Below are 14,165 nucleotides of genomic sequence, written 5' to 3'. Positions count from 1 at the left end.
CGGCGGGTGCGGGTGCTAAACGTGCTCGCGGTCGCCGCGTTCCACCGGGTTCTTCGGGTTGGCTGACCACTGCGACCAGCCACCCACGAAGTGGCGCAGGCCGGTAAAGCCGACGTATTCCAGCACGGCGATGGTGAGCGCGGAGTGGTTGCCGGAGCCGGAGTAGATGATGGCGCCGTCCACGTTTTCCTTGGTCACGCCGTGGTCGTCGAGGATCTCCAAGATCTCCTCCTTGGACTTCCACACGGTGATGTCTTCCGTGTGGAAGAGGCGCTCCGGAAGGTTAACCGCGCCCGGGATGTGGCCGGCCTTCAAGTCGAGGTTCTCGCGGCGGCCGGCGAAGCGGTTGCGCGTGCGAACGTCGAGAAGCAGGCCCTGATGCTCCTTGACCTCATCGATGGTGACCGTGGGCATCGAGCCCGTCGTCACTTTAAAATCCGAGGGCATGCCCAAGTTGCCGGGGCCGGTGAGGGTGGGCAGCGACTGGGCGCGCCAGTTGGACAGGCCACCGTCGAGGATGCGGACGTTGCGGATGCCGACCCAGCGCAGTGTCCACCACGCACGGCCGGCGAAGAGGCCGCGGCCTTCGTCGTAAACAACGACCTCGCTGTCTTCATCTAGGCCCCAATGATCGATCCACTCTTGAATCTTCTCAGGCTTTGGGAGGGGGTTGCGCCCGGCCTTGGAGCCGGGCAGGCCCACGAAGGCAGAGGCAGCGTCCGCGTACTGGGCGGTCGGAATGTGCAGGGAGGAAAATTGATTGAAGGCCTCGCCTTCCCCTGGAGCCCAGAGGGAGGCAAGGATGGTTGTCTTGTCACCGCGGTAAATCTTCTCACTCAACTCGTGAGGGGAGATCAAAATGCTCATGCCCCTAGATGATAGGGGCATGAGTGGGTGCTGGCGACCGTTGAGCGCCATTGGCGCTCAACGATTGAAGCGGTTTAGTCGGTGCGGGCAGCTAGCTCGAGGCGCTCGCCACCGTCGGCCACGTCGACGTGCACGGTATCGCCGTCCACGATGTCACCGGCCAGCAACTTCTTGGCCAGCTGGTCACCGATGGCCTGCTGGATCAGGCGGCGCAGCGGGCGGGCACCGTAGGCCGGGTCATAGCCGCGCTCGGCCAGCCACAGCTTGGCGGCGTCGGAGACCTGCAGCGTCAGGCGGCGGCTGGACAGGCGCTCGGCCAAGCCCTTGAGCTGGATGTCCACGATTCCGGAGAGCAGATCCGAGGTCAGCGGCTCAAACATCACCACATCATCAAGACGGTTGATGAACTCCGGCTTGAAGCTACGCTTGACCGCCTCCATGACCTCCTCCTTGGTGCCGCCGGCACCCAAGTTCGAGGTCAGGATGATGACCGTGTTGCGGAAGTCCACGGTACGGCCCTGGCCATCGGTCAGGCGGCCTTCATCGAGCACCTGGAGCAGCACGTCGAAGACGTCCGGGTGGGCCTTCTCGACTTCGTCGAAAAGCACCAGCGTGTAGGGGCGGCGGCGCACTGCCTCCGTGAGCTGGCCGCCGGCATCGTAGCCCACGTATCCCGGAGGGGCACCGACAAGGCGGGCGACGGAGTGCTTCTCACCGAACTCGGACATGTCGATGCGAACCATCGCGGATTCATCGTCAAAGAGGAAGTCCGCCAGAGCCTTCGCCAGCTCCGTCTTACCCACGCCCGTCGGCCCCAGGAAGAGGAAGGAACCGGTCGGGCGGTTCGGGTCAGCCACACCGGCGCGGGCGCGGCGCACGGCATCGGAGACCGCGGTGACGGCCTCCTTCTGGCCCACCACACGCTCACCCAGCACGGACTCCATGTTGAGCAGCTTCTCGGTCTCTCCCTGCAGCATCTTGCCGGCCGGGATGCCGGTCCAGGCGGAGACGACCTCCGCGATGGTGTCCGGGGTGACTTCCTCGCTGAGCATGGTGTTGTGCTGCTGCGCGGCCTTCTCCTCGGCGGCAGCCAGGTCCTTCTCCAGCGGCGGGATCTTGCCGTAGTTGATCTCGGAGGCCAGGGCTAGGTCACCATCGCGCTCCGCAATCTCTGCCTGACGGCGCAGATCCTCCAGCTGTTCCTTGATGGTCTGCACGTCATCGATGGCCTTCTTCTCATTGGCCCAGCGGGCCTTGAGTTCACCGAGCTTTTCGCGCTCATCCGCCAGCTCCTGTTGAAGGGCGGTCAGGCGGTCCTTCGAGGCTGCGTCCGACTCCTTCTTCAGGGCCAGCTCCTCAATCTCGAGGCGGCGCACGACGCGCTCCAGCTCATCAATCTCCTGCGGGGAGGAGTCAATCTCCATGCGCAGGCGGGAGCCAGCCTCATCGACTAGGTCGATGGCCTTATCCGGCAGGAAGCGGTTGGTGATGTAGCGGTGCGAGAGCTCCGCGGCGGACACCAGGGCCGAGTCCTGGATGCGCACGCCGTGGTGCACCTCGTAGCGCTCCTTGAGGCCACGGAGAATACCGATGGTGTCCTCCACGGAAGGCTCGGCGGCGTAGACCTGCTGGAAGCGGCGCTCCAAAGCGGCGTCCTTCTCGATGTACTTGCGGTACTCGTCGAGGGTGGTAGCACCGACCAAGCGGAGCTCGCCGCGGGCCAGCATCGGCTTAATCATGTTGCCAGCATCCATCGAGCCTTCGCCCGTAGCGCCAGCGCCGACGATGGTGTGCAGCTCATCGATGAAGGTGATGATCTGCCCGTCGGAAGCCTTAATTTCATCGAGGACGGCCTTGAGGCGCTCCTCGAACTCGCCGCGGTACTTCGCGCCGGCGACCATGGAGCCAAGGTCCAGGCTCAGCAACGTCTTGCCCTTGAGGGATTCCGGTACGTCACCGGCCACGATGCGGCGGGCCAGGCCCTCCACGATGGCGGTCTTACCTACGCCGGGCTCACCGATGAGCACCGGGTTATTCTTCGTGCGGCGGCTAAGAACCTGGACCACGCGGCGGATCTCCTGATCGCGGCCGATCACCGGGTCAATCTTGCCCTCGCGGGCACGGGCGGTGAGGTCCGTGGCGTACTTCTCCAGGGCCTGGAACTGTTCCTCGGGGTTCTCCGAGGTCACTTTGGCCGCACCGCGCACCGAGGGGAAAGCGCCCTTCAGTGCGTCATAGGTAGCGCCGCGGGAGGTCAACAGTTCAGCAGCATCAGACTTGGAGCCCGCAATAGCGGCGAGCAGAACCTCGGTGGAAACGAACTCATCACCGAGCTCGCCGGCCAGCTCCTGGGCGCGGGTGAGGACGTTGAGGGCGTCGCGGTTAAAGTTCGGGTTCGCCATGTTGGCGCCCTCGGCCTTGGGGAGGGCGTCGATAAGCTGGCGCGCCTCCTTGAGAACCGTCTCCGGGTCCACACCGGTGGCCTTGAGCACCGGGGCGGCAATGCCGTCCTTCTGCTCGAGGATGGCTGCTAAGAGGTGTGCCGGGCGGATGTCCGGGTTACCGTTGGCGGAGGCCGTCTGCAGCGCTTGCTGCAGGGCCTCCTGAGTTTTAGTGGTGGGGTTAAAAGAACTCATTGTTGTGTTTCTCCGTTTCTACTATTTATCCAAACCTCCCTGCGGCTACAGCAGGGAAGGAAGCTTCACTGTCTATAACGCTACAGAACTTGAGTCTGTTCCACTCAACTAGAACTTTTTTAGATCTTTCACCCCCGCCGGGTTGAGCATGGTCCGCTCAAGTCTACGGTGCGCGTCTTTTTGCCCGACTGAGGCCAGGGGCGGGTAAGCAACGCCACTCTTGGCGCTGTTCTTGGCGCTGCTGCTTGGTGGGGTTCGGCGGTGGGGTGGGATTGGTCCGCACTACATTGGCAATAAGGGAAGTCATGGAGGGTCCCTGCACAAGGCATGTCGATGACGACACGCAGACGTTGCGCCGCGAGGCTTTCTGCGCGGCGCGGATTGCAAGGGATTGCCCGCGGTGCCAGTGGGCAGGGCTAGGGGTTAGCTACTGCCGCTTCCTGGGGAAGGCCGTACTTAAACGATGCTAAGACGACAGCTGCCACGGAGTAGTAGAGCGACCACCTCTCGTCGAGGTCGATGTTGCGGAATTCACCCACCGAGGCCAGGTGACACATACCGTCAGCACCGGCCCACAGGATGAAGTTCTTAATGTAGACCAGGCGGTCCTCCGGCTCGTGCCCGGCCTCCCGCAGGGCCTCACGGGCAAAACGCATCAGCAGCGCGAAGGACTCGCTCATCTGCGTCTGTTCCTCGCCGTCCTCACTCAGCGGGACCACGGAGCCAGACGCTGCACCGATGCAGGCGCTGTAGCGCTCTGGATGCTCCACCGCGTAATGAAAATAGGCCACCGCTACGCACAGGAGCTTATCGACGGCCGAAGCCCCTTCCGGCAGCCGCTCCAAGAGGTAGAGGATGCCGTCCACGAGTTCACGGTCGGTCTCCTGCTCGACGGTTTCACGTAGAACGAAGTCATTGTCCGCCAGAGAGGCGACGAAAACATCAGAAACACCGAAGTATTCGGCGACGTTCTCGATGGTCACCGACTGCATGCCAACCCACGCCGCCAGCTGGATGGCGCGCTCCACGACGGCCGCGCGGGCCTGCTCCGCGGGAAGCTCTGTCAGATCCTCGATGGCGGTAATGTCCAGGGAAAGGTCCCGGTCCGGCGTGAAGCCACTCAGCAGTGCGCGGTACTCCTGCATCGGGTGGCGCAGATCGGGAAGCTCCAACGTTTCAGCCGTCATGAACAGCGTTCCGATGAGCGCCTTGCACACCTCGCGCAGGTTGAAGCGCCGCACCACCGAATGCTGGTGCCGCAGCACGCCAAGGACGCTCAAGTGGGCCATGCCGTGGACGGTGGCCCAGCTGGCAACGCTCAACTTTGCCAAGGTCTGGGGGCACACGTCCGGCCCGACCTCAAGCTGTGCATCGTCCGCGATGAGCGCGATGTTGTCATAGATCAGATCCAGCGCGCGGTTGCCCGATCTGTTTCCCTGCAAGAGGGACTGCCACTCATCCTCAAAGACGCAGCCCTTCTGCTCAAACAGGTAGCGAAAAAGCTCCGGTTCACGCTCGGCGTACTCGTAATAGGCCTCCGTGAAGGTGGTCAGCTTGGTGAACAGATCAGCGTAGCCAGGAGCGGCGTCGAGCGTCTCCTCCAAAAACTTGACCTTGCGCTCGGAGGCATAGTCCGGGATGGCGGCAACGATCTGCTCACGATCCGAGAATTCCGCGCGAACCTCGGCGGGAGTAACCTCCGCGAGCCTCGCCACCGACTCCACGGTAATTGCCTCATCACCCTGCGCGGCGCCAATGTGAAGAGCAGACTCGAGGATGACCTCACGAGGTGAGTCTTCATAAAGAAAATGCATATGGATTCCTAAGCCTGCGCACACTGAGGGAAAGAAAAAGAGAGGCTGCGAGAGCGCCACGCTGACAGCTTCCTGAATTTTAGCCTTTTTCTTCTCACAAGAGCAATGCAAGCTGAGATTCATTTCGCACTACTACTCAGGACTTGCTTAAAACGAGAAAACCCTCAAGCCATAAGGCTGAGGGTTTTCACGTGCTAGCAGGTCAGCGTCTACTTCGATGAACCGACGTGCCCGATGCCTTCCTTGAAGATGGTGCCGCGCGGCGGCATCATGCCGCTGAACTTGAAGACGAGGTAAATAACCACCGCGATACCCAGGGAGATCCAGCCGAAGCCGGCGGTAAAGCCGTACATCACCGACAGCGGCGCGATGATGGTCCAGGAGATCTCGAAGGGGCCGAAGCCAATGTAGGCCATGCCATACTCCGACAGTGTGCCGGACTTGAGCTTCGGGTCCACGATCTTGAGAATCGCAATACCGGTGGCCACGGTCGCCGTCGCCCAGCCCCAGCCAAAAATGCCGCGCTCAATCCAGCGCTCGCCGAAGAACTCGGCGGGGAACCACATGAGGAAGAATGCACAGTAAATGGTGCCCAAGACGAAGAGCAGGAGAAGAGCCTGCCAGTAGGCGGCCACAGCGGCCGGCACAATGGCGGCCACGCCGAAGGCAATGAGGTAGTCGGTTGCCGCACCGGACACCGAGCTCACCGTGTCCTTATCCAGGTAATCCTTGGCGCCCACCATGTTCATCACTGCACGGAAGAGCAGGCCCACGACCATGGACATAGCGAACAGCGGGATGGAGACGTTCTCCCACACGGAGGCGATCCCTTTGTTAATGCCATAGGCGGTCATCACGGTCAGGGCGATGAATCCCACGTGGAGGGTGATGGGCTCGATGGCGGAGGGGTTCGTCGTAGCGCGGCCCAGCGAGGGGCGATCCTCCAGGCGCGAGATGTAGCCGCGGCGCAGTTCCTCCGGAAGCTCCTTCGGAACGTGGGAGACCTTGCCCTTACGAATACCCCAGTTACCGGCGACGATACCGCCAATGATGGCGGCCAGCGTACCCACGGTCGCGGAGGTAAAGCCTAGGGAGGCTGCGGCATCTGCACCCACGCCTTCCAGGGCACTGCCAACAGCCGCCGCGGTACCGAAGCCACCCGTGAAGCCGACGGGCAGCATCATGCCGAACCAGTCCGGGGTGTCGAAGGCCGGCTTGAACAGGAGAAGACCCAAAACAATGAACAGGCCCCACTGGCCGGTGAACATCATGGTGGAGTAGCCCCACATATTGCGGGCACCCTTGCCCATGTTGCCGCCCATCTCCATAGAGTAGGCCATGGAGGCGAAGACTACGGCGATGAGCAGCGAGGTGTAATCACCAAGATTGTCGGAGAAACCGATCCAGCCCAGGACGTTGGGGCCGAAGAGCAGGCCGAGCAGGCCGGCGGTGATGGGTGCAGGCAGCAGCAAATCCTGGAATACGAATTTAATCTGGTGGCGCAAAACGTTGCCGATAACCATGAGCAAAGAAATCCAGCCCACGTCTGTCATGATTGTGAACGCAGAGAATTCTTCCATGCGAAAACTTCCTTCCATGCCGCCCATGGCGGCGTCCTTGAGACGAGACTCACCCTCTTTCGGGAAATGATCCGTTGATTACACTACAACTCCCTTCCCGCTTTTCCACCCCTGGCATATAACCCTAGGGTGATGTAGCTCTACCCCCAGGGGCTAGGATGGGCGGGCATGAGGGAACTGGGTGAGCACCTACGCAACCACGCGGAAGACTATCGCGATGCAGTACACAGGCACTTTTTCGCCACCGTGGCCGAGTCCCGCCAAGTCTTTGCCCTGTCGATGAAGGACACGCACCCCTCCATGGCCCCGGCGCTGGCGTGGGTGCTGGAGAATGTGGAGGGCGATGAGGTACAGGGGGACGTCGCTCAGCGCCTGGCACGCATGGGCCGTGATCATCGCCGCCACGGTTTCCCCCCTGAGGTCTATCCGAAATTCGAGGCATCGCTCGTTCACGGTCTGGAGGTTCTGGGGCTCACCCCGTATCAGTACGACGTCGCCACGCGCACCATTTCCCAGGTGTGCTCCATCATGCGCGCCGCGGCGCAGGAGGCGGACTCGGATGGTGTTCCCCCTGCCCACAGCGCCCAGGTGGTGGCTGTTGACAAGCCGAACCGGCGCACCGCAGTGGTCCGGTTGGAATCGGGCGTGGCGCTGGATTACCGCGCAGGGCAGCACGTCCCGGTGACGTCTCAGCTCACGCCCGGCACCTGGCGTCCGCTGACCCCGGCGGCACCCCCGGAGGACTCAGGACAGCTGACATTCCACCTCGCGCTGGCCGGTGAGGCCTCCTCCATGCTGGCCAAGGCGCAGCCGGGTGATTGGTGGACGCTGGGCGCGCCCGCCGGTGAGCCGCCGCGACTGGATGACACGACGACATTGATTTCCTTCGGTACCGGCTGGGCGGGCGCGCGGGCGCTGCTTCTCGACGGCCTAGCGAACGGCCTTCCCTCCGGCCTCCAGGTCTATGCCGCAGCACCTTCGCCAGGTGAGCACTATGACACAGAATTTCAGGCTAACCTGCAGGCCTTGGTTCCGAAGCTGAAGCTGCGCCACATCGTCCGGGATGACCAGGACCCCTGGTTGCTCGGCGCACAACCAGCGGCCCACGGGTTTGCCCCCGTAGTGGCCAAGGAGCCGATGGACCCGGTGCTCGCTGAGGGAACCGACCGCCGCTTCGTGCTCATTGGTCCCGCCGACCGCGTTGAACTAGCCCAAGCGGCCCTGCTTTCGGGCGGCGTTAAAGAGGAGGCAATAACCACGGATAGCTGGCAGCGTGGCCACGAGTGGGCGGCCTCCGCTGCGGAGCTCGACGGCTGGGGCGATGACTGGGAGGCCTGGGCGGCGTGGAAGAAATCCCAATGGGCCTAGGCGCACTAAGCGCCTAGGCGTGCAATCGGAGCTTAGGCGTGCAATCGGAGCCTAGGCGTGCAAACAGAGATTAAGCGTCCAAGACGGGGAGGGACTGGCGGACCTTTGCCACGGTGTCTGGGTCTACCTCACCGTAGAGGGTTTCTTGCTCATAGCCGGCTTCAGCAAGACGCGTGCCGTCCGGTGCCACGAGAACAGAGTGCCCGATACCAGTCGGCCCAGAGGCCTGGCCCGCCTTGGCCTCGCCGCCGGGGCGAGCCTGGCCAGCCGCCAGGATGTAGGTCGTGGAATCGAGCGCCCGCGCTGCGCTGAGCAGGCGCCACTGTTCCAGCTTGCCCGGTCCATCCGCCCAGCTGGTGGGCACGACGATGAGCTGGGCGCCCCGGCGGGCGAGTTCCTTGAACTGCTCGGGAAAGCGGATGTCATAACAGGTGGCCACGCCCACGGTGAGGTCACCTGCCTCGAAGGTAACGAGTGATTCACCCGGCCGAACGGTATCGGATTCCTTGTACTTGAAGGCATCGTAGGTGTGGATTTTCTCGTAGCCGCTGAGGACTCCGGGCCCCGCGATCAGCGCGACGTTGGCCACTCGGTTGATGGTTTTCTCACCGCGCTCGACGGTGTCCGCCGGGGCGAACATTCCCAGGACCACGTACACGCCGAGTTCTTCCGCTAGGGCGCGCACCGCGGTGGCGGTGGGTCCATCGAGCCCCTCCGCGTTCGTATCGAGGCGCCCGGAGTCGAAGCTTTGGGTGGTAGCTTCCGGCAGGACGATGAGCTGCGCGCCGCTATCCGCAGCTTCCCGGATCTTGTCGAGTGCTACGGCGAGGTTCTTTTCAACGTCCCCGGTGCTGGTCAATTGAACTGCTGCTACCTTCATGCGGCCCACGGTAGACGAGCCTGGACTAGTTATCCACAGATTTCGCGGATTCGGCACTACCCTCCTTTACGGCGGGTGGGCTGCTGACGCAGTCTCGATGCCATGAACCATCTCGCTATTGACCGCGGTGCCCGCCAGCAGATCCGCTCCCTCCTCGACCATTCCTCCCCCACCGCGTTGCCCTCGGTGCGGAAGCCTCCCCGGACCGCACGTGCCTTGGAGATCCTCGGCGCGCGGTGGGAGGAGTCACGAAGGCTCAGCGAGGGTGCGCGGCGAGCCCAGTTGGAGGAGCTTGACCGCTTCGTGGGTGCAGCCCAGGGTGTCGATGCGGAGCTTTCAACTTTCTTGGGAGATACCCAATGAGCGCAGCAGCGGCATTGCGCGCGGAGGCTTACCGGTTGGAGGATCATTCCGCTGAGCTTGCCCGATATATCGATGCGTCGCACCATCATTGGGTAGCGCTAGCGATTTCTGGGGCGGCCGCGGACGCAGCGCGCGGTACCCTCCACAGCGCCACCGATGCCCTGCTGGGTCCGGCGCAGCAGATGCGCGTGGCGGCGCACATCGTGAGCCTTTATGCGCCGTTGATGGAGCGGGTCGAGCATCTGCGCGTTCGAGCCCTTCGGCTCGCTGCGGTTCCCGCTCTTGCGGAGCCCGCCAGCGCGGTGCTGGGGCACCTCGACACGCTGGCCGATGCCCTCGACTGGGCCTGCGCCCGCCAGCTGAGTGCCTTGTGCACCCCGGAGCTGGGTGAGCCGCCGACCCGCCTGGAGGATTTCAGCGAGCTATCCCTGGCGGAATTGCATGAGGTCCAGCTGACCATGGCCAGCGAGGAGGTCCGCTCCCTGGTTGCAGCTAATCCGGACCTCACCGTGCTGGAGGCCAGCCCCGGGCGACTGGTGGTGCTCGTCGACCCAGAGAGTATCGGCACGCACGCGGCCCAAGTCAGCACGTTTGTGGGCGGGGTCGGCTCCTCCGAGCCTGGTAGCTGGCCCACCGCAGTGGAGCGCGCCCGCGCCATCGCCCACGCCACGCACGGGCCTGCTGTGGCGTGGATTGGCTATGCTGCCCCCTCCTCGCTGTCCCGCGCGGCACACGAGGAGCCGGCGCGCCGCGGCGCTGCCGAACTCATTCGCTTCCAGCGCGCCCTGCGGCAACGCTTCCCTGGTGCCCAGCACATGTTAATCGGCTACTCCTATGGTTCCGTGGTGGCGGGCAAGGCTGCGCAGCACGACTATGTTGCGGATGACGTCGTACTCGTCGGCAGCCCGGGTGCCTCCGTGGCTAACGCCGCGCACTTGCATGGCCGGGTCTGGAGCGCACGCAACGCCGAGGATCCGATCGCCGCCACCACCGGACCGCGCGGCGGCATTCACGGCCCGGATCCTTCCTCCCCTGCCTTCGGCGCCAGCGCGGTGCCGGGTGCGAGTGGGCTGCCGGGCGATCATGGCTCCTATTGGAAAGACCCCGCATTTCTGCGGGGTCTGGGGGTCATAGCCGATAGGTATTAGAACAGGCCAGCCTGCTCCTCAGAGTAGGACACCAGCATGTTCTTGGTCTCCTGGTAGTGGGCGAGCATCATGAGGTGGTTCTCGCGGCCGATGCCGGACTCCTTGTAACCACCGAACGCACTGTGAGCGGGGTACACGTGGTAGTGGTTGACCCACACGCGGCCGGCCTGGATTTCGCGGCCGGCGCGGTAGCAAGTGTTCTGGTGGCGCGACCACACACCGGCGCCGAGGCCAAAGTTGGTGTCGTTGGCAATCTGAATGGCTTCCTCGAAGTCCTTGAACGTGGCCACGGAGAGCACCGGTCCAAAGATTTCCTCGCGGAAAATGCGCATGTCATTGGTGCCGCGGAAGACGGTCGGCTCGATGTAGTAGCCGTTCTCTAAGCCTTCCACCTTGTTCACGTGACCACCAACGAGCGTTTCCGCACCCTCCTTCGGGCCCACCTCAAGGTATTCGGCGATCTTGTCCATCTGCTCCTGGGAAGCCTGCGCGCCCATCATGGTTTCGGTATCGAGCGGGTGGCCAATCTTGATCTTCTTTACGCGCTCTACCGCCAATTCCAGGAATTTGTCCGCGATGTCTTCATGGATCAATGCACGGGACGGGCAGGTGCAGACCTCGCCCTGGTTGAGCGCAAACATGACGAAGCCTTCGACGCACTTCTCCAGGTAGGCATCGTCCTTGTCCATGATGTCCGCGAAGAAGATGGACGGGGACTTGCCGCCGAGCTCCAGCGTGACGGGAATGACCTTGTCTGCAGCGGCCTTGTTAATGATTTTGCCCACCGGGGTGGAGCCGGTGAAGGCAATCTTGGCGATGCGGTCCGAGGTGGACAACGCCACGCCTGCTTCCTCACCTACACCGTTGACGATGTTGAGCACGCCCTTCGGCAGAAGGTCCTCAATGATCTCAATGAGCAGCAGGATGGAGGCCGGGGTCTGCTCGGCGGGCTTCATCACGATGGTGTTGCCCGCAGCCAGCGCCGGCGCGATCTTCCACGCTGCCATGAGCAGCGGGAAGTTCCACGGGATAATCTGGCCCACAACGCCCAGCGGCTCGTGGAAGTGGTAAGCCACAGTGTCCTGGTCAATCTGCGACAGGCGGCCCTCCTGCGCGCGGATGGCGCCGGCGAAGTAGCGGAAGTGGTCGACCGCCAGCGGGATGTCGGCGGCGAGGGTCTCGCGCACGGCCTTGCCGTTCTCCCAGGTCTCCGCGACGGCGATCTTTTCCAAGTTCTCCTCGATGCGGTCAGCGATGCGGTGCAGCAGAAGCGCGCGCTCTGCCGGGGTGGTCTTACCGAAGGTCTCGAAAGCCTTCTCCGCAGCGTCAATGGCCAGGTTGATATCCGCCTCCTTGCCGCGGGCAACCTGGCAGAAGACCTCACCGGTAACCGGGGTGATGTTGTCCATGTATTCGCCGTCGAGCGGCGGTACCCACTCGCCGCCGATGTAGTTGTCGTAGCGCTCGCGGTAGTTGACGATGGCGTCTGCGGTTCCGGGGTTAGCGTACAAAGTCATGGTCATCGCACCTTTCTTGTTGTCTTAAGGGTTTCCGTTGCGCCTTCACCAGTGGTTCACGGACACATTCTCCAAGGAATGTGACAGGCCACACAACGTTGGGTGCGAGTGTAGCGCTATTTTTCAACAAACTCACGTTTTCTACAGGGAAAGCTTTTTCTTCTGGACGGTTGCCGCCAGAAAAAGTGCCCGAGTTGCCAAAGATCATGCCCACAATTGCTCTGGACCTTGGATCTTTGGCAACACGGGCACTTGTTGTGCAAAGAGTACGGAGGCCCAGACCGAGCAAGGCCGGCTGGGCTAAAACGAAAAGAACCCCCTCCGCGAAAGAGGGGGACGTACCTAGCTGTCGCGGCGGCGGTTGCGCCGCGGCGTCCACATCACCACGGAGGTAGAACGAGGAACGTGAACCAGCTCGCCGCGCGAAGGTCGCGCCTGGCTGCGCAGGCGGTCGACCTCCGCCTGCAGTTCATCACGCTCGGCCGCGAGGCGGTCCCGCTCCGCAGTCAGCTCGATGATGGATTTGATGCCGGCCAGATTCACGCCATCATCTTGCGAGAGTGCCTGAATCTTGCGCAAGAGCTCGATGTCGCTCTCGGAATAGCGGCGCCCACCCCCGGAGGTGCGGGCTGGGGAGACCAGCCCCATCCGGTCATACGTGCGCAGGGTTTGAGCGTGCATGCCGGATAGTTCCGCGGCAACAGAGATGACGTACATCGCCTTGGGCTGAGCCGCATCGGTTCGATTTGTGTCGTCCTTGCTCATCTCACACCTCCTTCTAGCGAGTCACCGTATTGCCGGCCCATCCAGCACGCGGATCGAAGCCGGAGTCCTTCTCCGCCTGTGCGTAGCTGCGCAGCGCCGAGGAGGCCGCAGCATCCAATGTGGAAGGCACGGTGACCTGCACGGTCACCATGAGGTCGCCGGCCTTGCCGCCACGCTTGGCCACGCCGCGGCCCTTGACGCGCAGCGTGCGTCCGTCGGGCGTTCCCGCCGGTACCTTGACGCGCACAGGCGAATCGAGGGTCGGCACCGTAATGGTGTCCCCCAGGGCCAGTTCGGCAAAGGAGACGGGGACGGTGACGTGTAGGTCATCGCCTTCCCGAGTGAAGACCTTGTCGGGCTTCACCGTAACCGCCACGAAGAGATCACCGGACGGGGTGCCGTTCGGCCCCGCTTCGCCCTGGCCAGCCAGGCGCACCTTTTGGCCATCGATAACCCCGGCAGGGATACGCACCGTAATCGAGCGGGTGCGGTGTACCGTTCCGGTGCCAGAGCAATCCGCGCACGGATCCTCCGCGCGCTGGCCAGTGCCCCCACAGTCGGTACACGGCGCCGAGAAACCGAAGGAGCCGCGCTGTTCCGAGGTGAACCCGGTGCCATCACACGTCGAGCACGTCGACAGCTTGCCGGTCTTGGACCCGGAACCGTGACACGTGGTGCAGGGGGCTTCGCCGCTCAGCTGCAGCGGGATGGTGGTCCCCTTAGCCGCCTCGCGGAAGTCGAGGGTTATGTGCGTTTCGACGTCGGCCCCCCGCGACGGCCGAGCTGTGTGGCCAGCACCACCGCCGCGGTTGAAAACGCCACCGAAGATATCCCCAAGACCGCCGCCTTGAGACGCTCCTCGAGCGGATCCTCCGAAGATGTCCGAGAGGTCGAATTCTTGCGCACCCGGTCCACCCATGTGCGTGGATCGAAACCCGCCGGGAAACCCGGCGCCTCCTCTCCGTCCAAAGCCGCCGCGCATCATGGCCTTGAACTCGTCATAGTCCTTGCGGGTAGCTTTATCAGACAGCACATCATAGGCTTCGGCCACCTGCTTGAATTTCTCCGCCGCCGCGGGGTTATCCGGGTTGGCGTCGGGGTGGTTCTGGCGGGCCAGCTTGCGGTACGCGTGCTTAATTTCTTCAGCAGTAGCGGATGAGGAGACCCCCAGGTCCGCGTAATAATCCTTGTCTGCCCATTCTGGCTTAGCGTTCACTGGGCATCTCC

The 14,165-nt window shown here is 63.2% G+C and carries 11 protein-coding genes; 3 read left to right on the top strand and 8 right to left on the bottom strand.

The genetic code is table 11. The features are described from left to right. Positions 1-15: 15 nt before the first annotated feature. From HMPREF2932_RS06765 to HMPREF2932_RS06750, 4 genes are all read right to left on the bottom strand, one after another. The gene (locus HMPREF2932_RS06765) at positions 16-867 is read right to left on the bottom strand and encodes a sulfurtransferase (protein WP_071409871.1); all 852 of its coding nucleotides are present in this window, start codon (positions 865-867) and stop codon (positions 16-18) included. A gap of 74 nt (positions 868-941) precedes the next feature. Continuing rightward, on the bottom strand, positions 942-3,503 hold the full coding sequence (gene clpB / locus HMPREF2932_RS06760) for an ATP-dependent chaperone ClpB (protein ID WP_071409870.1): 2,562 nt from the start codon (positions 3,501-3,503) through the stop codon (positions 942-944). Between the two features lie 416 nt (positions 3,504-3,919). Continuing rightward, entirely contained in the window at positions 3,920-5,317 is a 1,398-nt protein-coding gene (locus HMPREF2932_RS06755; protein ID WP_071409869.1) for a TetR/AcrR family transcriptional regulator, read from the bottom strand. Between the two features lie 209 nt (positions 5,318-5,526). Continuing rightward, positions 5,527-6,897, bottom strand: coding sequence for a sodium/glutamate symporter (locus HMPREF2932_RS06750; protein WP_049155031.1), 1,371 nt, complete (start codon positions 6,895-6,897; stop codon positions 5,527-5,529). Positions 6,898-7,065: 168 nt separating this feature from the next. On the opposite strand from HMPREF2932_RS06750, the gene HMPREF2932_RS06745 reads away from it, so the two are divergent. Continuing rightward, positions 7,066-8,265, top strand: a complete 1,200-nt coding sequence (locus HMPREF2932_RS06745) for an FAD-binding oxidoreductase (protein ID WP_071407167.1) — start codon at positions 7,066-7,068, stop codon at positions 8,263-8,265. A gap of 70 nt (positions 8,266-8,335) precedes the next feature. On the opposite strand, the gene HMPREF2932_RS06740 is transcribed toward HMPREF2932_RS06745, so the two are convergent. Continuing rightward, positions 8,336-9,145 (bottom strand): carbon-nitrogen hydrolase family protein, encoded by an 810-nt coding sequence (locus tag HMPREF2932_RS06740; protein ID WP_071409868.1) that lies wholly within the window; start codon positions 9,143-9,145, stop codon positions 8,336-8,338. Positions 9,146-9,247: 102 nt separating this feature from the next. On the opposite strand from HMPREF2932_RS06740, the gene HMPREF2932_RS06735 reads away from it, so the two are divergent. Together HMPREF2932_RS06735 and HMPREF2932_RS06730 are read left to right on the top strand one after the other, a co-directional pair. Further along, positions 9,248-9,508: a hypothetical protein gene (locus HMPREF2932_RS06735; RefSeq protein ID WP_070682363.1), complete on the top strand. Its 261-nt coding sequence runs from the start codon at positions 9,248-9,250 to the stop codon at positions 9,506-9,508. Then, entirely contained in the window at positions 9,505-10,656 is a 1,152-nt protein-coding gene (locus tag HMPREF2932_RS06730) for an alpha/beta hydrolase (RefSeq protein ID WP_071409867.1), read from the top strand. The genes HMPREF2932_RS06735 and HMPREF2932_RS06730 overlap by 4 nt, the downstream gene beginning before the upstream one ends. Here HMPREF2932_RS06730 and HMPREF2932_RS06725 read toward each other — a convergent pair. From HMPREF2932_RS06725 to dnaJ, 3 genes are all read right to left on the bottom strand, one after another. Beyond that, entirely contained in the window at positions 10,653-12,173 is a 1,521-nt protein-coding gene (locus HMPREF2932_RS06725) for an acetaldehyde dehydrogenase ExaC (RefSeq protein WP_071409882.1), read from the bottom strand. The two genes, HMPREF2932_RS06730 and HMPREF2932_RS06725, sit on opposite strands and share 4 nt — an antisense overlap. A 342-nt stretch (positions 12,174-12,515) precedes the next feature. Beyond that, positions 12,516-12,938 (bottom strand): heat shock protein transcriptional repressor HspR, encoded by a 423-nt coding sequence (locus HMPREF2932_RS06720; RefSeq protein ID WP_046647143.1) that lies wholly within the window; start codon positions 12,936-12,938, stop codon positions 12,516-12,518. 13 nt (positions 12,939-12,951) lie between these two features. Next, the gene (gene dnaJ, locus HMPREF2932_RS06715) at positions 12,952-14,154 is read right to left on the bottom strand and encodes a molecular chaperone DnaJ (protein ID WP_071409866.1); all 1,203 of its coding nucleotides are present in this window, start codon (positions 14,152-14,154) and stop codon (positions 12,952-12,954) included. Positions 14,155-14,165 lie beyond the last annotated feature (11 nt).

It is taken from the genome of Corynebacterium sp. HMSC074H12, assembly GCF_001813755.1.
Taxonomy (GTDB): Bacteria; Actinomycetota; Actinomycetes; order Mycobacteriales; family Mycobacteriaceae; genus Corynebacterium; species Corynebacterium hiratae.
Note: the sequence above shows the minus strand (reverse complement) of the source record. Positions and strands in the feature narration are given on the sequence as shown.